This is a genomic window from Foetidibacter luteolus, from assembly GCF_009650435.1.
In the GTDB taxonomy this organism is placed as follows: domain Bacteria; phylum Bacteroidota; class Bacteroidia; order Chitinophagales; family Chitinophagaceae; genus Foetidibacter; species Foetidibacter luteolus.
This window is the reverse complement of sequence record NZ_VVIP01000089.1, coordinates 17,894-37,758: the sequence shown is the minus strand read 5'-3', so window position 1 is coordinate 37,758 and position 19,865 is coordinate 17,894. Positions and strand designations below refer to the sequence as shown.

General features: G+C 45.0%; 17 protein-coding genes. 7 read left to right on the top strand and 10 right to left on the bottom strand.

The annotated features are described in order from the left end of the window. Window positions 1-8: 8 nt before the first annotated feature. The 6 genes from crtD to F0364_RS26465 form a co-directional block, all read right to left on the bottom strand. Entirely contained in the window at window positions 9-1,502 is a 1,494-nt protein-coding gene (gene crtD / locus F0364_RS26490) for a 1-hydroxycarotenoid 3,4-desaturase CrtD (RefSeq protein WP_153800841.1), read from the bottom strand. A gap of 224 nt (window positions 1,503-1,726) precedes the next feature. Continuing rightward, window positions 1,727-2,248: an isopentenyl-diphosphate Delta-isomerase gene (gene idi / locus F0364_RS26485; protein WP_153800840.1), complete on the bottom strand. Its 522-nt coding sequence runs from the start codon at window positions 2,246-2,248 to the stop codon at window positions 1,727-1,729. A gap of 51 nt (window positions 2,249-2,299) precedes the next feature. After that, window positions 2,300-3,136, bottom strand: coding sequence for a phytoene/squalene synthase family protein (locus F0364_RS26480; protein WP_153800839.1), 837 nt, complete (start codon window positions 3,134-3,136; stop codon window positions 2,300-2,302). 27 nt (window positions 3,137-3,163) lie between these two features. Then, complete coding sequence (crtID, locus tag F0364_RS26475; RefSeq protein WP_153800838.1) at window positions 3,164-4,657, bottom strand: bifunctional phytoene desaturase/3,4-desaturase; 1,494 nt, start codon at window positions 4,655-4,657, stop codon at window positions 3,164-3,166. A 20-nt stretch (window positions 4,658-4,677) separates the two neighbouring features. Further along, complete coding sequence (locus F0364_RS26470; protein WP_153800837.1) at window positions 4,678-5,178, bottom strand: RNA polymerase sigma factor; 501 nt, start codon at window positions 5,176-5,178, stop codon at window positions 4,678-4,680. 1,447 nt (window positions 5,179-6,625) lie between these two features. Next, window positions 6,626-6,973, bottom strand: a complete 348-nt coding sequence (locus F0364_RS26465) for a 4Fe-4S dicluster domain-containing protein (protein WP_153800836.1) — start codon at window positions 6,971-6,973, stop codon at window positions 6,626-6,628. An 80-nt stretch (window positions 6,974-7,053) separates the two neighbouring features. On the opposite strand from F0364_RS26465, the gene F0364_RS26460 reads away from it, so the two are divergent. Then, on the top strand, window positions 7,054-8,052 hold the full coding sequence (locus F0364_RS26460) for an acyl-CoA reductase (RefSeq protein ID WP_153800835.1): 999 nt from the start codon (window positions 7,054-7,056) through the stop codon (window positions 8,050-8,052). Window position 8,053: 1 nt separating this feature from the next. Here the strand turns inward: F0364_RS26460 and F0364_RS26455 are convergent, their stop codons facing one another. Continuing rightward, a complete protein-coding gene (locus F0364_RS26455) occupies window positions 8,054-9,484 on the bottom strand; it encodes a hypothetical protein (protein WP_153800834.1) in 1,431 nt (476 codons plus the stop codon). Between the two features lie 594 nt (window positions 9,485-10,078). Here F0364_RS26455 and lpdA point away from each other — a divergent pair. The 3 genes from lpdA to F0364_RS26440 all read left to right on the top strand — a co-directional run bounded on the left by lpdA (window position 10,079) and on the right by F0364_RS26440 (window position 12,966). Continuing rightward, the gene (gene lpdA / locus F0364_RS26450; RefSeq protein WP_153800833.1) at window positions 10,079-11,488 is read left to right on the top strand and encodes a dihydrolipoyl dehydrogenase; all 1,410 of its coding nucleotides are present in this window, start codon (window positions 10,079-10,081) and stop codon (window positions 11,486-11,488) included. A gap of 232 nt (window positions 11,489-11,720) precedes the next feature. Continuing rightward, complete coding sequence (locus F0364_RS26445) at window positions 11,721-12,302, top strand: ComF family protein (protein WP_235921303.1); 582 nt, start codon at window positions 11,721-11,723, stop codon at window positions 12,300-12,302. A gap of 121 nt (window positions 12,303-12,423) precedes the next feature. Then, a complete protein-coding gene (locus F0364_RS26440; RefSeq protein ID WP_153800831.1) occupies window positions 12,424-12,966 on the top strand; it encodes a glutathione peroxidase in 543 nt (180 codons plus the stop codon). A gap of 85 nt (window positions 12,967-13,051) precedes the next feature. Here the strand turns inward: F0364_RS26440 and F0364_RS26435 are convergent, their stop codons facing one another. After that, window positions 13,052-13,441 (bottom strand): GxxExxY protein, encoded by a 390-nt coding sequence (locus F0364_RS26435; protein ID WP_153800830.1) that lies wholly within the window; start codon window positions 13,439-13,441, stop codon window positions 13,052-13,054. A gap of 224 nt (window positions 13,442-13,665) precedes the next feature. Between F0364_RS26435 and F0364_RS26430 the strand changes: the two genes are divergently transcribed. Further along, the gene (locus F0364_RS26430; protein WP_153800829.1) at window positions 13,666-14,886 is read left to right on the top strand and encodes a DNA polymerase III subunit; all 1,221 of its coding nucleotides are present in this window, start codon (window positions 13,666-13,668) and stop codon (window positions 14,884-14,886) included. A 371-nt stretch (window positions 14,887-15,257) separates the two neighbouring features. Next, on the top strand, window positions 15,258-16,661 hold the full coding sequence (locus F0364_RS26425; protein ID WP_153800828.1) for a PSP1 domain-containing protein: 1,404 nt from the start codon (window positions 15,258-15,260) through the stop codon (window positions 16,659-16,661). Window positions 16,662-16,732: 71 nt separating this feature from the next. Here the strand turns inward: F0364_RS26425 and F0364_RS26420 are convergent, their stop codons facing one another. Both F0364_RS26420 and F0364_RS26415 read right to left on the bottom strand, forming a co-directional pair. Beyond that, window positions 16,733-17,335 (bottom strand): hypothetical protein, encoded by a 603-nt coding sequence (locus tag F0364_RS26420; RefSeq protein WP_153800827.1) that lies wholly within the window; start codon window positions 17,333-17,335, stop codon window positions 16,733-16,735. Between the two features lie 125 nt (window positions 17,336-17,460). Then, window positions 17,461-18,264 carry a hypothetical protein gene (locus tag F0364_RS26415; protein WP_153800826.1) on the bottom strand — a complete coding sequence of 268 codons (804 nt, stop codon included), beginning with the start codon at window positions 18,262-18,264 and terminating at the stop codon, window positions 17,461-17,463. Window positions 18,265-18,570: 306 nt separating this feature from the next. Between F0364_RS26415 and F0364_RS26410 the strand changes: the two genes are divergently transcribed. Continuing rightward, window positions 18,571-19,677 (top strand): glycoside hydrolase family 18 protein, encoded by a 1,107-nt coding sequence (locus F0364_RS26410; RefSeq protein WP_153800825.1) that lies wholly within the window; start codon window positions 18,571-18,573, stop codon window positions 19,675-19,677. Window positions 19,678-19,865: the final 188 nt, after the last annotated feature.

The following is a 19,865-nucleotide window of genomic DNA, read 5'->3' as shown; positions in this document are numbered from 1 at the left end:
AAGATAAGTTAGTTATGCTGCCTTGTATGCGCAGCAATAAGGTTACTTACAATGGCCGCGCTTTTAAGGCACAACGGTATGCCGCCACCCGGGTGCACACTGCCGCCGGCAAAATAAAGCCCTTTAATTGTTTTGGAGAAATTGGGGTGGCGCAGAAAAGCCGCATAGCGGCTATTACTGCTGGTGCCATACAGGGCGCCCATAAAGGAGGATGTTCTGTCTTCAATCATTATGGGGTCGAGAATGGCTTCAGTTTCAATCAACGGTTGTAGCGAGGTTTGCAGCAACCTGCTCAGTTTGGATAAGACGTATTGCCTGGCATCAGCCTTTAACTGCTGCCAGTTTTGGCCGTTGTTGGCAGGCACGTTAATCATTACAAACCAGTTTTCCATGCCCTGGGGTGCATGTTGTGCCGGTTGATATTTTGAAGTGATGTTAATGTAAACAGTGGGGTCATGGTACAGCGTTTTATACCGAAAAAGGTGCTCAAACTCGGCCTGGTAATCAGCGCTGAAAAAAATATTGTGCAAGTCAAGCTGCGGAAACTCCCTGGCCATACCCCAATAAAAGATAAGAGCGCTGCTGCTGCGTTCCTGCTTAAGCAGCCTGGCCGCTGTTGCCGAATTTTTTAATAATTCTTTATAAGTAAAATACACATCCATATTGCTCACCACGATGTCCGCATCATGGTTGCCGGTAGGGGTGCTTACACCTTGTACATGGTTATTACTGATCATTATTTTTTCAACAGCGGTGTTAAACTGGAATGTCACCCCTTTTTTTAGCGCCAGTTTGTACAAGGCATTGGTAATGCTTATCATGCCGCCTTCAGGATAAAAAACCCCTTCATTATGTTCCAGGTGGGGTATGAGGCTAAGCATGCCCGGCGCTTTGTAAGGGTTGCTGCCATTATATGTTGCATATCGGTTAAATAGCTGAACAACATGAGGCTGCGAAAAAGCATGGCTGTTAACCTGGTTAAGGTTATTGAGCAAGTATTTTTTTTGTACCGCATATAAAGCTTTTACTATACCCGGCGATAAAAGTGTGCCTGCTTTGTGTAACGAATGCTGTAAAAAAAATGCTCCCGTATTTTGATACAGTTTTTCAGACCTTGATAAGTAATTATACAACCGCTCCGGTGCTTCACCGGTTTTGGCCTGCAGTTCTTCCGCAAAGTCCTGCTTATTGGTGTAGGCATTTATAACGGTGCCATCTTCATAAAAATACCTGCATGCTATGGCTACAGGCCTGTACGTAAAATATTTTTCAATGGGTTCTCCTGCCAGTAAAAAAAGCTCTTCTATGTTGGATGGCTGTATAAACAGGCTTGGGCCGGCATCAAAATAAAACCCATCTTGCTGTATACTGCTTAGCTTGCCGCCGGGGTAACTGTTTTTTTCAAATACGGTTACCTGCAGGCCCAGCACAGCAAGCCGTATGGCTGTTGCCAACCCTGCAACCCCGCTTCCAATAATAATGGCTTTTTGTTGTAATGGCATCGGGTAAAAGTATCAACTGTATTTGATGTGTGGTCCTGCGTATTTTTTATTGAGTATTTGGATACCGGCGACATATCCCTGTAGCATCATCGTTGCGTCGCAATCCTTTCATCGTCCGGTTCATTGGGCGGCTTTTTAGCCCGGTTAGTTGGACCGTAAAGCAAGCACTTTTGCAGAGGGAATAGATGAATGATTCTGACACATTCGGGGCAGAATCAAAGTGGTCAGGCCCTTTGCAGCTTAATCCAGTCAGCCACTTTGTAAAACGCTATATGAAACCATGCGGTGTAAAGGTGAGGCTGCGTTTGCAGTTCCTGTATTATCTGTTCAACAGGTTTGTAGCAGTAGTTGCTTACTTCGTTGTTGTTTGGGGTAACAGTGCCATCGTGGGTGCCGGTAAATACATGGTCGAATTCGTATTCGGTAAGGCCGTTGTCAAATACGGCCCTGTAGGTAAATTCAAATATTTTGTCAAGAGGGGTTTTAAAGCCAAGTTCTTCATAAAGCCTGCGGTGGGCTGCCGCTTCTATGCTTTCACCCGGCCTTGGGTGGCTGCAGCAGGCGTTGGTCCAAAGCCCGCCGCTGTGATATTTTTCAGGGGCACGCTGCTGCAACAGCATCTCGCCACGGCTATTGAAAATAAACACGCTGAAAGCACGGTGCAGGGCGGCTTTTTCGTGTGCCATCATTTTTTCCATGGCGCCAAGTTCCTCATCATGTTCATTCACTAAAATCACTAATTCCATAGTATAAATATAAGCAATACCACTAAGCTTTAAAAGGGTACAACGGCCTGTTTATAAAATATTCAACCGGCTTCTTATGCCGGCCTCAGCAACGATAAAGGCCTTGCCATAATCCGGTATACGTATGCGCTGCTGCAATATGCGCTGGGGCCTTAGTTTTTTAATCTTTTTGAATAGTGATAGGTAGTAACGATAGGCCACATATACCCCAAAACGGGCTTTTACCGGCAGTTGAATAATGCCTCTGTACGCATTTGCAAAATCCTGCTGAATATCCTTCTCAATCAATAATTTGTCCTGGTTGGAAAAGTTGCCAAAATCGCAACCTGGAAAGTACATGCGCTTAAGGTCGTTGCAATCAGCTTTCAGATCCCTCAGGAAATTTACTTTTTGAAAGGCTGCTCCCAGGCTGCGGGCGTAAGGCCGCAGTTTATGGTAAGATTTTTCATCGCCTTCGCAAAAAACATACAGGCACATAAGCCCCACAACTTCTGCACTGCCATATATGTATTCTTCATAGCCAGCCCTGTCGTAGTACTGCCTGGTTAAGTCCATTTCCATGCTTTGCAGAAAAGAAGTAACCAGGTCAATGCTTATATTATAATGGTTAACGGTGTGTTGGAAGCTGTTCAGGATCGGGTTAAGGCTAATGCCCCTTTCTATAGCTTTAAAGGTCTCTGTTTTAAATTCCTGCAACAGTTCAGCTTTGTTATGCTGGTGAAAAGTGTCAACAATTTCATCTGCAAAACGAACAAAACCATAAATATTGTGTATGGGCGTACGCATACTTTTGTGCAGCAGTTGAATGGAAGAAGCGAACGAAGTGCTGTACTTCCTGGTGGTTATCCTGCTGCATTCTTCGCAAACTTCACTGAACAGTTGCATCATATGGTAAATAATTTAATGGTATTTGTTTTATCCTTTGCTGTAAGCCTTTAAAATTTCACCAGCCACCACTTCTCCACTGATAAGGCTGGGTGGCACACCCGGCCCGGGAACCGTTAGCTGCCCTGTATAATAAAGGTTTTTTACTTTACTGCTTTTGCACGACGGCTTCAATATGGCCGTTTGAGCAAGGGTATTGGCAAGGCCATAAGCGTTTCCTTTAAAAGCATTGTATTCGCTGGTAAAATCACTGTGGGCAAAGCTTCTTTTATATATAATGCTATTGGTTATAGTTTGGTTCAGATGATGTTCCATTCTTTTTAGCACCATGTCCAGGTAATGTTCCCGCCTTGCTTCGGTATCATCATCAAGCCCCGCGGCAACGGGTATTAATATAAACAGGTTTTCGCAACCGGCAGGTGCAACTGTATTATCTGTAACTGATGTAACACTCACATAAAACAGCGGGTTGCGAGGCCATTGTTTGCTTATATAAATTTCTTTGCCATGCTCCTCAAACGATGTATCAAAAAACAGGTTATGATGCCTTATGTTGTTAAGTTTTTTGTTCAAACCTATGTAATAGATAAGACATCCGGGCGCCATTACACGCTTATCCCAGTAGGCCGGGGTATAAGTGCGGTAAGCCTGTGGTAGTAACTGCTGTTCCACGTGATGATAATCAGCGCCTCCGATTACCACATCGGCATCATAATAATGTACGGAACCGGGCATGCAATTAGATGTAGCCACCCCGCTGGCCTTTTTATTGTTTACCTGGATGCTCTTAACAGATTCATTAAAACGAAACTGTACGCCCAGTTCTTCCGCCAGGCTGTGCATGGCTTTCACTATGCTGTACATGCCGCCTTCAGGGTACCAGGTGCCGCCAACTATATCAGCATAATTCATGAGGCTGTAGAGGGCAGGTGTTTTTTCCGGCAAAGCGCCAAGGAACAATACAGGGAACTCCATCAGTTGCCGCAACATGGGATTTTTAAAGTAATGGCCAATGTGCCGCTTCATGGAGCTGAATATGTCCAGTTTTGTTATGCCCTTAATAACATCCGCATCCATAAATTCACTAAGCGAACGCCCTGGTTTGTACACCAGTTTGTTCATGCCAACTTCATACTTGTATTCAGCTTCCTGTAAAAATTTATCCAGTTGCAGGCCGCTGCCAGGCTCAATGCTGTTAAACAGTTCCTGTAACTCCTTATAGCCGGCCGGAATATCCACCGGGCCATTGCTCCAGTAAACACGGTAGGAAGGGTCAAGCCGGGTAAGGCTGTAATAATCACTTACTTTTCTGCCAAAGCAACCAAAGAAATGTTCAAAAACTCCAGGCATCCAATACCAGCTTGGGCCCATATCGAAAGTAAAACCCTGTTCTGATAATTGCCTTGCCCTGCCACCCGGGGTTGCATGTTTTTCCAATACAGTAACCTGCCAGCCGGCTTGGGCCAGAAAACAGCTTGCAGAAAGGCCTGCAAAGCCACTACCTATAACAATTGCTTTGTTCAATGATAATAAAAGTAAATATTTTAGAATCGTTCTATCTCAGTCTTCAGCAGCTTCCTGGCAAAGTGTATGCGGCTTTTAATGGTGCCCAGCGGCTCACGCAGCATGCCGGATATTTCGTTGTATTTATATCCTTCAAAGTACAAAATAAAAGGGGTTCTGAATATTTCCGGAAGATTGTGTACAGCCTTCTGTATTTCCCGGGTGTTGATATTGCTGATGGCGGTATTGGTCGTTACGGCCTGGTTATGGTTTAGCAGGAATTCTGTAGACGAACTATCAAAAATGGTGTTTTGCTTGTTGCGCCGGCGGTAATTGTTGATGAATATATTCCGCATGATGGTGTACAGCCAGGCCTTTATGTTGGTGCCCATGTTGTACTTTTCGCGGTTGGCCAGCGCTTTATACAATGTTTCCTGGAACAAGTCTTTGGCTGCTTCCATATCCCGTGTGAGTGTTATGGCGAACGGCTTTAAAAACTCAGCGTTTTTTTCCAGCATCTGGTTAAATTCAAAGGTTTGCATGTCACCGTTTTTGTTTAATTTTTATATGCACTAAGTTAAACAAAATATATTTTACCATCCAAATTTTTATTTAGGCCCCTGTGTATCCCTGGCCAGGCGTGCATAGGCAACCTGCTTATTTTGTTTAACCTCGTTGGTTATTCTTTTATACAATGCAAAAACCCGGCAGTTTTTGCTGGCATGGCATATAGCTATACATTCCGCCACCTGTGTTGATTTTATGCGCCAGAATGGGGCTGTGAAAGGCTAAGTAATGGTGTGCTGTAGTAAGATTTTTTAGGGGGTGTCCCTCGTACCTCGGGCCGGGCTTTCCGCTATTACTCCGCCACAAAAGCCCACTCACATATCCTTCAGCGGGGTAACCGCTTCAATCCCTCACCCGAAGGAAGGTTGCCGGTCTGTTGATTGTGTAAGGTAATCCTGTTGTTTTGAAGTGCCAGTACTGCGGGGTGCCAGCGCCGTTAACATTGAACAGCCAAAGCCTCCTAGAGGCGGCATGTTAGTAATCAACGAAAACAAGGTTTCCCGGAGCGCCGCGGGTGAGATATGTTAGGCAGGATGATGTGTAACCGGCTGGTTGATGATTACCGGGCTTTGTTACAAAAACCCGCTCAACATACCGCCTCTACGAGGCTTTACAAACAGGCAGTGCCTGCTTGCTACTAACATATCGCTCCCACGGAGCTTGGCATAGAAAACCCAACAGACCGGCAACCAGCTACCTGTAACCAGCAACTGTCCTTCGGGCATTTAGTTTTAATACTTGCTATTGAACATCATCAATTACCAAACAACGCCTGCATTTTACCCATCAACAGACCGGCATCCTGCAACCGGTAACCGGCAACTTTCCTTCGGGCATTAAGTTTTAATCCTTGCTTTTGAACATCATCAATTACCGACCAATGCCTGCATTTTACCCATCAACAGACCGGCATCCTGTAACCGGTAACCGGCAACCGGCTTTCGGGTGAGGGATTGAAGCGGATACCCCGGTGAGGCCATCGCAGCCTGGCTTTTGTGCCGGAGTATGAGCGGAAAGCCCGACCCCTTGCGCAGCTTGGGGACACCCCCAAAGCAAGTACGAGGTTGGAAGTACGAAGTGCCATTTTATGTAAGATGTTAGATGTGGGGTGTACGATGTAAAAAAGTACGAAGTAGTTTTTTATGTAAGATGTTTGATGTGGGATGTACGGTGTGCAGCACACTTGTAACCTGTTTGCGTCAGGTACTTCGTACTTCGTAACCCGTACTTCAATCGGCGCCAGCTTCTCACCTGAATGGGGGCAAACAAAAAGGTGAAGCAATCTTATTTACTTCACCTCACTTGAACGGGAAATATCACCCGCCGTTAAAAATGTCGCATGTTACAGCAACAATCATTTAAATAAAGGTAATGCGCCAGCCACTTGTTTGCAAAATGGAGTTTCGCACAGCTATATGTGCATTAGATGTGCAAACGTTCCTTTTTGCCCATCAGTTCATCCACGGTTTCCTGGTACATTTCGTCAGGTACACAGCAGTCAACCGGGCAAACGGCTGCGCATTGCGGCTCTTCGTGAAAGCCCTGGCATTCAGTACACTTATTAGGAGTTATATAGTACGTATCTACGCTTATGGGCGCCAGGCGGTCGCTGGCATCAACTACTGTGCCATCCATCAGCGTAAAAGACCCTTTTACGGTTGTCCCATCTGCGATAGACCATTCCACACCGCCTTCATAAATAGCGTTATTGGGGCATTCAGGTTCGCAAGCTCCGCAGTTAATACATTCTTCTGTTATTTTGATTGCCATATTACCTGTTTTTTGTGATTTTAAATTCCGCAATTTTGCGTTCCGCTGGCAAATATAAACCACAGCGGCAAATTTTTGAGATGACTTTAGCGCAACGCATAGATTTACTGGTACGACTTGGCGATTATATAAAGGCTGACAATGAAGAGTGGCAGACGGCCAAGCAGCAGGCTTACGTACAAAATGGCTGGTTTGTGCCGGGTTTTATCAATATGGCTACCAGTAACATTGCCGGATTTTTTCTTGAACGTGAAAAGCTGGAAAGCTGGGTAAAGCAATACAACCTGCCGGAGGAGAATGCCAACCCAAAAACGGTAGGCCTGGTTATGGCAGGCAATATTCCGCTGGTGGGCTTTCACGATTTCCTGGCTGTTTTTATTACCGGCCATATACAGGTAATAAAAGCATCATCTAAAGACGCGGTTTTAATAAAGCACCTGGTTAAGAAACTGTATGAGTGGGAGGTTACCGTGCAGAACTACGTTTCTTTTGCTGAAATGCTGAAAAGCTGCGATGCCTATATAGCTACGGGCAGCAACAACTCCGGCCGTTATTTTGAATACTACTTCAGCAAATACCCGAATATTATCCGTAAAAACAGAACTTCTGTGGCAGTGCTGGATGCTACAGAAACCCCACAGGAACTTGACCTGCTTGCTGATGATATGCAGCAATACTTTGGCCTCGGCTGCCGTAACATTACCAAGTTGTATGTACCTAAAGATTATGATTTTCTGCCCCTGCTGGGTGCGCTGAAAAAGTATAACTACTTCCTGGACATTCACAAGTACAAAAACAACTTTGATTACCAGTTAGCCCTGCTGTTATTAAATAACCGCTATTATATGAGCAGCGGCGCCGTTATACTCACAGAAAATGAACCTGTTTTTTCCCCGGTTAGCCAGGTAAATTTTGAATACTATACAGATAGGGAGCAGGTGCTGCAAAAACTTAACGGCGATGATAATATACAGTGCATTGCAGGCAAGGGTTTTATTGCTTTTGGGCAAGCCCAGCAGCCTTCGTTAACGGATTATGCAGATGGCGTGGATACAATGGATTTTTTAAAAAACCTATAAATCAGGGTGGGCAATCCCACGGAGAGCGGTTTTTACCATGTTCGCTGTTTTGCGGGCTTTTTATAATTACGGATATATAGCCGCCACCATTTTGCATGCTGCTTTGTGTAAACAGGTAACCCCAGTTGTGCAAGCCGAATAATACGGGGCCGGCTTTAACGGCCCCGCCAACCCAAAACTGTTGCTGGTTGTTGTAATGTATGGGCAGGTAGAAACCAAATTTCCTGTTTTCCCACCGGGGGGTAATGGTCAGCAGGTTTAAATCCCGCACATGCAGGTAATCTTCCAATGCGGAGGAAGGCATGCTCAAAGAAAGCTCCGCATTAATGTAAAAATTCTTGTGTATAAAGCGGTCAATATTCAATACCAGCCGCGTGGGGTTTAATACCCTGAAACGGCCACGCAACGCCCTTGTTTCGTTTACAATAGTGGCAAGGCTGTCGTTAAAGTCTTTTAGGGAGTTGATGGCGGTATCAAATTTTGCTTCCGCCATAGCAGAGGTAACACCCGATTTTACACCGGCCGCAAACTGGCTGTACCGCCCATACCTGTAGCTGTTGGCCCCTATATCTAAAACAGAAAGCCCAATCTTCCAGTCGTAATCGTAATAGTTGTCCTCATCATAAATATCTGTAACCTCCAGCGGTTTTACCAGGTATTCAAGGCCCAGGTCAATAGCATAGCCACGTTCGGTACCACGCAGAAAATTAGACAGGTTGGTTCCGGTGCTGTTGTTTTCATCCCACCTGTCGTAGTTAGAAGAATATCCATACTGTAATGCGCCGCCGGTAATATTGTAATCCTGCCCCGCATTGGCAAACCTGCCACCGGTAAGCCTGCCGTAAGCCCCGGATGCGCCACGGCTTATTTTAGCGGTAATACCTGCGTTAAGCCTACCTGTTTCGTTATCAAAAATGGTGCGGGCATAAGCGCCGTAAATTTCAACCCAGGCACTTTGTACCAGGTTGGCAGTAAATTCCCGGTTGGTTTGGTTAAGGCTCAAAAAGCCATATAAGGTTTCTACCGTATCAATGTAGTTGTAAGGGCCGGTATTTATCCAGGCGTAATTTTTTATGTTAAGGCCAAAAGCTATGCTGTTTCTTTTGTTAATAGCAATACGGGTATTAAAAAGGTTGACGTTATCGTTCAGCAGCAGTTTGCGGCTAAAATCGCCATCTTTAAAGCTGTACTTTACAGTGTCGGTAAACTTAAGAACGGAAAAATTATGGAGGGTAACCGCATTGGTAGCGCTTTTAACCTGTACGCCAAACAACGCCATATCCCATTTTAGCGGGCTGTTCACAATAGATGCCGGGTTGTTGTGCACCCCAAGACTGCCTGAATGTAAAGAACCGTTAACAGCGTGATAGTTTTGCGCTTGCGTTAAAATAAAACACAGGCCAAACCATACTGTAATAATTGTATGCCTCATAAGTTATAATGCAATAACGCCTTTTTAACTAAACTATTTTACGAGTAATGGCAAAAAGGCTTTTACATTGGTTTGGCTCCTCAAATATGTAATTTTTTTTTGGTAAACGGGGTAATAGTTTAATGTTGGGTTTTCACTGTTAATGAGTGTAGTGTTTTACAACCTGTCTTGCATGCATTGCTGTTATGATAATGTTATCAAAAGAAGATAAGGGGCTTTCGGCAATGGTATTTCATGGCAACTGTGGTCCCGGCTTTTCACTGCAACTCCTCGCCGCCTTCGCTGTGCTACGGCGGCTTCGGGGTTTCCGTTTCAATCCGGCAGCCAATTAGCTTTACCAATGCTGGCCCGGCAGGGCATCACGGCAGGTTTGAACAGCTTGCTTTTATTGGGCCAAACGCAACAAATGTTTTGCGGCATACCCTTTAACATTCCGCCCTCAATTAGAAATTTGTTCTTTAAGGTTTTGCCAGTAATTTCGCAACCTTGTAAATTCTTTAGGCCGCTGTAACAGGCAAGCTGCAAAGTGTTTACGTTTGCTCTGCCGCATACCGGCCTCATGACGCATTACTAATTTATAAAATCATCATTACTATGGCATACGATGTTATTGTTTTGGGCAGCGGTCCTGGTGGTTATCCTGCCGCAATCCGCGCTTCCCAGTTAGGATTTAAAGTAGCTATCATTGAAAAAGAAAGCCTGGGTGGTATTTGCTTAAACTGGGGATGCATCCCAACCAAGGCTCTGTTAAAGAGTGCACAGGTGTACGAGTATGCCAAGCATAGTAAAGATTATGGCATTACCCTTGGCGATCCGCAGGCTGATTTTGGGGCTGTTATTAAACGCAGCAGGGGAGTGGCCGATAAAATGAATAAGGGCGTAACCTTTTTGATGAAGAAGAACAAGATTGATGTGATTATGGGTTACGGCAAATTAAAAGCAAAAGGCCAGGTTGAAGTAACCGGCGCTGATGGCAAAACACAGGTGGTAGAGGGTAAATACATTGTTGTTGCTACCGGTGGCCGTGCAAAAGAATTGCCTAACCTTAAAATAGACGGTAAAAAGGTAATTGGTTACCGCGAAGCCATGTCTTTGCCGCAGCAGCCCAAGAGCATGATCATAGTAGGCAGTGGGGCCATTGGTGTGGAGTTCGGTTATTTTTACAACAGCCTGGGCACAAAAGTTACCATAGTTGAGTTTTTGCCACGTATTGTACCTGTTGAAGATGAGGATATTTCCAAAGAGCTGGAAAAGCAATTTAAGAAACAGGGTATTGATGTAATGACCAACTCAACCGTGGAAAGTGTTGATACCGGCGGCAATGGTGTAAAAGCATTTGTTAAGAAGCAGGATGGCAGCACAGTTACCCTTGAAGCCGATATAGTGTTGAGCGCCGTTGGTGTGGTAGCTAATATTGAAAACATTGGCCTGGAGCAACTGGGCGTTAAGACCGAAAAAGGTAAAGTAATAACTGACAAATATTTTCAAACCAATGTGCCCGGCATATTCGCTATAGGCGATTGCACACCTAACCAGGCACTGGCGCACAAAGCCACCAAAGAAGGTATTAACGCTGCTGAATACATTGGTTACCTGGAAAAGAAATTTCACCACCAGCCAGAGCCACTGGACTATTCCAATATCCCAGGCTGTACTTTCTGCAGCCCGGAAATTGCCAGCATTGGCCTTACTGAAAAAGCTGCCAAAGACGCGGGCTATGAAGTTAAAGTGGGTAAATTTCCTTTTATAGCCAGTGGTAAAGCCAGCGCGGCCGGAGCTATGGAAGGTTTTGTGAAAGTGGTTTTTGATGCCAAGTACGGTGAGTTCCTGGGGGCGCACATGATTGGCAGCAATGTTACCGAAATGATTGCGGAAGTATCTGTTGCCCGCAAGCTGGAAACAACAGCGCATGAAATACTGGCTGCCGTGCACCCGCACCCAACCATGAGCGAAGCTGTAAAAGAAGCTACGGCAGTTGCCTACGGCGAAGCAATAGATATCTAATCTGTTCATAATACTGGTACGAAGTATTGCCCGGTAATTTAATTACAGGCTTGGCAATACTTCGTATTTCTTTTTATATCCCAGTATCTTAGTGTTTTATAATCTGTACAGCACTATGAATAAAATCCTGTCCGTACTTCAAGATTTTTCCCATTTGTTCTTTCCCCATCTATGCGCAGGTTGTGGTTCAGATTCATTAAATGATGAAAGTTTATTATGTCCAAAATGTTTTTTGCAGCTTCCCGAAACCGGGTTTATAGGCGTTGATGGCAACACCATAGAGAAGATTTTCTACGGTAGGCTACCGGTACAAAAAGCAGGCAGTGCCTTTTACTTTACCAAAGACTCACTGGTACAAAAACTGGCAGTAGAGCTTAAATACAAAGGCAACAAAGCTATGGGCCAATACCTGGGACGATTGCTGGGTAAGAGGCTGCAGAGTTGCCGGCGTTTTGAAGAAGTGGATGTTATTGTCCCCTTGCCTCTGAACCCAAAAAAGCAAAGAAAAAGGGGGTACAACCAGGCAGAAGAAATTGCAAAGGGTATTGCTGAGGTATGGAGCAGGCCTGTTATTAGCAATGCTGTTATCCGGAACATTTTTACTGATACCCAAACACATAAAACCCGGGTTAGCCGTTGGCAAACCATGGAAGCAGTGTTTTCCGTTTCGCAGCCTTTGCTTATTGAGGGGAAACATGTTTTGCTGGTGGATGATATTATAACCACAGGCGCAACCCTTGAGGCCTGCGGCCAGGCCATGTTGCAAACGCCGGGTGTAAAACTTAGCATCGCTACTGTAGCTTACACTATTTAAAAAGTTAGCACCGCCAAAAAGGCGTGTCTTTCTTTTTTTACCAAAAGCCGTGATGATGAATGTGGTTAAATGCGATAACTTTACCCGTAATGTAAAGGTTGTTAACCGTAAAAATTAAATCATGAAATACTTACTCGTAGCGGCCGTTGCGATATTTTCCATAGCAGCCATCGCTTTCAGGCCGGTAGCCAAAAAGAATATTTACTCTTTTAAAATCAAAGCGCTGGATGGTGGTACCATTGACTTTTCGAAATATAAAGGCAAAAAGATACTGATAGTAAATACGGCTTCCAAATGCGGCTTTACCAAGCAGTATGCCGGCCTTGAGAAACTGTACGAAGACCATAAAGACAAACTGGTGATTGTAGGTTTTCCTTCAGACAATTTTGGCGGCCAGGAATACCAAAATGATGGGGAGATACAGGAATTCTGCCAGAAAAATTTTGGTGTAAAGTTCCCGCTAACCACAAGGGTTGATGTGAAGGGGGATAATACAACACCCGTTTACAAATACCTCTGCAACAAATCAGAAAACGGTGTGTTGGATGCCACCATTTCCTGGAACTTCAACAAATTCATGATTGATGAAAACGGTAACCTGCTGGCGCATTTTGACAGCAAGGTAACACCAGACAGCGAAGATATATTGAAGTACCTGAAGTAGAATGGTATGCCACGGAGGCACAGAATTGAAGAATGCCACAGAGAACCAAGCTTTTGTGGCATTCTTATTGGAAATTGTCTTCTGCTTATAAAACCATCCGCTTGATATCAAGTTTGGTGCGTCCAAAATTTAAAATCAGGCCAACTTTGCAACCGGAGCATTTCAGGTAATTTATTGTTTGTGCAAGGTCTTCGTTGGCTATACCTTCTTTCGACTTTACTTCAAGTATTACCGAATCAAATACTACAAAGTCTGCATTAAAAGGATGTGGTAATAGAATACCCTTGTAAGCTACTTCAAATCGTTTTTCTCTTTCATAAGGGTACCCTTCCAGTGTAAATTCATATTCAAACGCGTCTTTGTAAACAATTTCAAGAAACCCAAAGCCAAGAGTTTTGTGTATTTCAATTCCGGTACGGATGATAAGCTCTGTTTCTTTTTTTAATGGAAAATAGTCCAGGTTAATTTTTGTCATGGTTTTCAGGTAAACGGATGATGTAAAAGTTGTAAAAGCCTCTAAGTTTAATCTTTTCAGTTCAAGTAAAGAGAGCAAAGATTACCTTACTCCTCACTGGCATCGTATTTTCAAAGTGCATTCCTTTGCGCTTGGCGCCATCTCTTACTCCGCAAATAATTTTTCCGTGCCTCCGTGGCAACAAAAACAAATTCCCTATCTATGCATTCTAAAACAAATTATTCGTGCTTTTTCAAAATATTGTAGGCCAGCAGGAAGTTAAGCAGCACCTGGTAGAAATGGTTAACCAGAACAGGCTAAGCCATGCCCTGCTGTTTTTGGGTAAAGAAGGCACCGGCGCCTTACCGCTGGCCCTGGCTTTTGCCAGTTATGTAAGTTTAAATCCTGCGGGGGCTGCTGCAGCCAAACCTGCCGGCGCATCTCTGTTTGGTGATGATGCCGCGGCTGAGGTAGTGCTGCCTGCCACACCCCAGGCTGCCGATGGCTGGATGCAGCAACAAACGGCATTCATTAAAGCGCAGGGCATGGTACACCCGGATATCCACTACGCATATCCTGTTATACCCAAAAAAAGCGGCGACAAGCCTACCAGCACAGATTACATCAGCGAATGGAGGGAGTTTATAAAACTATATCCTTACGGTAATGCCTTCGACTGGCTGCAGTTTATTGGCGCAGAAAACAAGCAGGGCAACATTACTTCTGAAGAATGTGCCGACATCATCCGTAAACTTAGCCTTAAAAGTTTTGAAAGCGAATACAAAATACTGGTGCTGTGGATGCCGGAATACCTGGGTAAGGAAGGCAACAAGCTGTTAAAATTAATTGAAGAGCCGCCGGCGAATACCTTGTTCATATTGGTGGCTGAAAACGAGGAGCAGATTCTGCCCACCATTTTAAGCCGGTGCCAGTTGGTAAAAGTGCCGCTGCTATATGCGAAAGATATTGAAGAGGCGCTGATAACCCGCAATAGTACGCCGCCAGATAAAGCCCGGCAGGTAGCAGGTATTGCCGAAGGTAATTACCATGATGCACTGCAAATGTTGCAGCATGCGGAAGAGGATTGGCAGGGTCTGTTGCGTGACTGGTTGAATGCTACACTAAAAGGTGGGCCCGTGGCTCAGGTAAAATGGATTGATGATGTAAGCAAGCTCGGCCGCGAAAAGCAAAAACAGTTCCTGCGTTATTTTAACCATTTGCTGGAGCAAAGCATCAGGCTTAGGGTAATGGGGCCTGAACGCGTTCAAATGCCCGACAATGAAAAGGATTTTGCCGCCCGGCTTAACAAAATAGCAGCCGTTAGCCAGCAACAGGTAATGATTGAGGAAATTGACAAGGCCGCCTACTACATAGAGCGCAATGCCAACGCCAAAATGCTCTTTCATGCCCTTACCATTAAATTGTACCATATCATTCAGGATAAAGCCCTAATTTTGGCAGATTAGGCCCTGCCTGGCCACATAAGTTTCTGAAACTTATAGGCTATAACGGGCTTTCAACATATATAAGTGGAGAGAGATTTTTTGGAACCCGGCTTTTGTGCGCATGGCATCGTTCCTTGCGTCGCACTCTTGTACTGATTGAACCCGTGGCAGCAGCCCCGCGTTCATCTAATGAATATTGAATATTAAAACATTATAGCATTACCTGTTAATGCAAACCGTAGCCAGGTGTTCTTCCTGTTCAGGAAAGGACAAGGCGTACAAGTGAGTGACACAACGAAGTCCAATAGCAGCACTGCCGTCCGTCTCATAAATATTCTCCACGTAACGGAACAATTATTATTGAATCAGCGAATCTCAAAAACAGGATAGTTATGGGATGTGGTAGTTGCGGAACGGGCAAACCTAACGGATGCAAGAGCAATGGCGGCTGCAGTACAGGCAGTTGCAACAGGATGAATGTACACGACTGGCTAAGGAACCTGCCTATTGGCGATGCGGAAAGCAGTTGCAAGATTGTGGAAGTAAGCTTTAGCCGCGGCAGCAGAAAGGAATTTTTCAGGAATGTTAGTTTACAGCAATTTGATAAGGGAGAATATGTTACCGTTGAAGGCGTAAGCGGTTTTGATGTGGGAGAAGTATCGCTTACGGGTGAACTGGTGCGCCTGCAAATGAAGAAAAAAGGCGTTGACGAATTTAACAACGAGATTAAAAAAATATTGCGCCGCAGCGGCGATAAAGACCTTGAGTTTTACCGTTACAATAAAAGCAGGGAACAGGAAGCGTTGATGCGCAGCCGTGCCATTGCCCGGCAGTTAAAGCTGGAAATGAAACTGATTGAAGTGGAGTTTCAGGCCGATGGCAAAAAAGCTACTTTCTTTTATACCGCCGAAGACAGGGTTGATTTTAGGGAAATGATTAAAATTTTCGCTTCGGAGTTTAAGGTGAAAGTGGAAATGAAACAGATTGGCATACGCCAGGAGGCAGCCAAAGTGGGCGGCATTGGCAGTTGCGGCAGGGAGCTTTGCTGCAGCACCTGGTTAAGCGATTTTAAGAGCGTTACCACTACTGCCGCCAGGTATCAGAACCTGTCTATCAACCAAACTAAATTAAGCGGACAGTGCGGCCGTTTAAAATGCTGCCTTAACTACGAGCTGGATACTTACCTGGATGCGCTGCAGCATTTTCCTGACAACGCAGAATCTCTGGAAACCATAAAAGGCAATGCCACGCTGATAAAGAAGGATATTTTTAAAAACCTGATGTGGTATATTTTGCCGGAAAGCAATAAGCAGTACCCATTAAGTATATCCCGCGTAAAGGAAATTAAACGCCAGAACGCCCAGGGAATAAAGGTAGAAGCTTTACAACCGGTAGAGCTGGTAAGCAGTAAAACCAAAGAAGTGGAACACCAGTTTGTAGAACTGGTTGGGCAAATAAGCCTGCGCAGCCTGGAAAGGGGCAGCAAAAAAAGAAAAGACCGTGAAAGGGAACAACGTGGCACTGGCAATGAAGGGCGTGAGCAACGTGGCGGCGATAACCGCGAAAGCCGGGAGCAGCGGCAGGGCGGAGGCGGCAATAACCAACGCGGCCAGCAGCGGCCACCACAACAAAAGCCCCCGCAACAGCAAAGGCCACCACAACAACAAAAATCCAATCAGCCCCAGGGGCAGCGGCCGCCACAACAGCAACGGCCCCCGCAGCAGCAGCGTCCGCCTCAACAACGGCCACCACAACAAAAGCCACCGCAAAAACAACCGCAGGATAAAAAACCTTAACTGGTAAAAAATAAAAAAGCCGCACTTGATTAAATCGTGCGGCTTTTTATATTTAATCCCCCCATTGTTGTTTACTGTATCAGCTTGGCAATTTGCGGTAAAGGAATGGTGTTGGCAAGGTGGAGTATTTCCGTTTCAGAACTTTTGTCAATGCGGAAAGTTACCAAAGCATTGTTGAACGGAATTTCAAGTTTGTAGGAAGGTAACTGCCCGTCGCCATTGTCTTCTTTTTCCAGCCTGGCCTTGTAACCCTGCACTTTTACGGTTTTAGATTTGCCATCGTTCATCAGGCCGCCCAGCATAGGCGAGGTTAAAAAAGCGTTGAGAGAACCCAGCAGCGGGGAGTTGTTTACAATATCCAGCTCTGCCCTTTTATCAAATTTGCCATAAGTGCGGTGTATGGTAGCGCCAACAAAACTAACGTTGCCGGTAACCCGGTCTTCACGGGCATCAGTTTCAAGCGTGTCCATTTTAGCGGGCAATAATTTAATTACTTCTTTGCCAATGGTTACCTCCACATCCTGCAGCATTTGCTGAAGGGCAAAGTGGGCATCTTCCAGCTTGCCTGCGCTGTAAGATGTTTTTGCCGTGGATACATAGGTTTTAAAATCCTGCTGCGCCTGTACTGTATAAGTGGCCAGCATGGTTATTGTTGCTATTATAATGCGTTTCATGTTGAATAAGTTTGTATGGTTGATGATGAGCTGTGAGTTATGAGCTATGAGTTGCGAGCTATGAGCCAAAACCTGTAACCGGTAGCTCGTAGCTCATAGCTCGTGGCTAAAGGCTCGCGGCTGTTTTACTGTTCCCCCAGCATTTTTTTGATGCCGTCAATATCAAAAGCGCTGGCCGCGGTCATTACTTCCTGCTCGTTGGCAAAGTTGATGCATTCAAAAGCTATCAAAGATGTCTGGCCCAGGGGCACCAGTAAGGTGTAGCCCTTGCTTTCGTCAAACTGTATCAATGATTTATAGCCTTTTACCTTTACCTGTTTTACGTTCTGTTGTTCGCCATTGCCCTGTATGTAAGTGTTGTTGAAGTACACATTAACCAGGCCTGAGTAAAAGCTGTTGTTGCCTATGGAAATGTTCAGTTGCTGGTCTTCGCCCTTTTTGTAAGCGCTTTGTATGGTAAGGTTGCTCCAGCCCCATTGAGTGCTTACCACACGGTTTTCCATGGTGTCTTTGGCCATGCCGTTAATGGTAGCCGGCAGCGAAGCAAGTATCTCCCTGCCAATCTGTATTTCAACGCCCAGCAAGGCCTGCTGAATGGCGTAGCGTGCATCGCTGAAGTTGCCTTCTGTATGGGCTTTTTCAGCATCAGTAATCTGTGCCTGCACATCAGGCGGTGTGGAATTTTTTAAGCCCTCACCAGTTCTGTTGGTGGGCTTGCCTTTTCTTGAAGAAGGGGAGGAGGGGTTGGTGTTGTCGGTAGAGTCGTCAGAAGGGATGCCTGTTTTTTCTTCTACTTTTTTGTCCAGGGCTTTGTCAACCGCTTTGTTGGCTTTGTCTTTCAGCTTTTTTAAGAAGCCTTGTGCCTGCGCCTCGTGGTGCAGCAGTGTGCCAATGCTACAGAATAACGTTAGCAATAAAATCTTTTTCATGATAATTTTTTTAAAGTGCAGGGATTGAATGGTGCAGTTTTGGTTTTTTTGGTTGCTGCTGGTACTGCGGCCTCAATCATGCGCACAATGATTAAAGTACAAAAGTAGCATCGCCTTAAGGCGAACACGCCACGGCCTGACCGAAATGATGTAAAAATGTTTTGGGCTGTGTTTTTTACCGCATGTATTGTAAAACAACCTGTGCCCGGCTGCCGGTATAACAGGTTGGTTATGTTGTATATACCTTGCTTAAAAAAATATGCAGCCCTAAACTGCACTGCGTTATTTTCGCAAAAAATTTCCTTCATGAAAATATTTGCTAACCCAAAGCTTTTACTGGCTTTGTTCATTTTCGCTACGCCTTTTTTCTGTTTAGCCCAGAAAAACAAGAACATCTGTGTTATTGCTTATTACGATGGAGATGATAAGCGCATAGATGCTTACCCTGTTGAAAAGCTTACGCATATCATTTACAGCTTTTGCCATTTAAAAGGTAACCGCCTTAATGTAGATAATGCCCGTGATACAGTTACCATCAAACACCTGGTAGGGCTTAAAAAAAGAAACCCTTCGCTTAAAGTAATCCTTTCCCTTGGTGGCTGGGGCGGTTGCAAGGAATGTTCGGCTGTTTTTAATACCGAAGAGGGCAGAACAGAATTTGCACAATCCACCAAAGAAGTCAACGATTACTTTGGTACGGATGGCATAGACCTGGACTGGGAATATCCCGCAATTGAAGGCCATCCTGGTCACCAGTACCTGCCGGAAGACAAGCCCAGTTTTACAAAGCTGGTGCAGGCTTTGCGTTCATCACTAGGCCCTAAGCATGAAATTAGTTTTGCGGCAGGCGGCTTTACCAAATTTTTGCAGGAATCTATTGAGTGGGATAAGGTAATGCCACTGATTGATAAAGTTAACCTGATGACGTACGACCTGGTGAATGGCTATACTACTGTTACAGGTCACCATACGCCCCTGTATTCATCGCCGCAGCAGGTTGAGTCAACAGACCATTGTGTAACCATATTGGAATCTATGGGGGTACCCAAAAACAAACTGGTGGTTGGCGCAGCTATGTATGCCCGTGTTTACCAGGCCAACGATACCGTTAATAACGGCTTATACCGCCCGGGAAAATTCATCTATGGTGTGTCCTATAAAGAGTTCGTTACCAAATTAAGCCCTGCCAATGGTTTCACATATCATTGGGACGAAGTGGCCCAGGCGCCTTTTATGTTTAACGCGGCTAAAAAAGAACTGGCCAGTTTTGATGACAAGCATTCCATCCGTTTAAAAACACAATATGCCATCGACAAAGGCCTCAACGGCATAATGTTTTGGCAACTGGGCGATGACGCTTCCTCAGATGGGCTTACAGACGAGATTTATAACACAAAAATGGGCGCCAAATAAAGGGGTAGATGTGAGCAAGTACGAGTTACGAAGTACGAAGTACTTTGGAATGTAAGATGTTGGACGTGACAACTTTGCCCCCACTCACCATTCACCACTCACCATTCACCATTCACGATCATGGTACCAGCGATATATCCTTGTGGGAACTTCGTTGCGTCGCAATCCTTTCATCGGTTGGTCCCTTG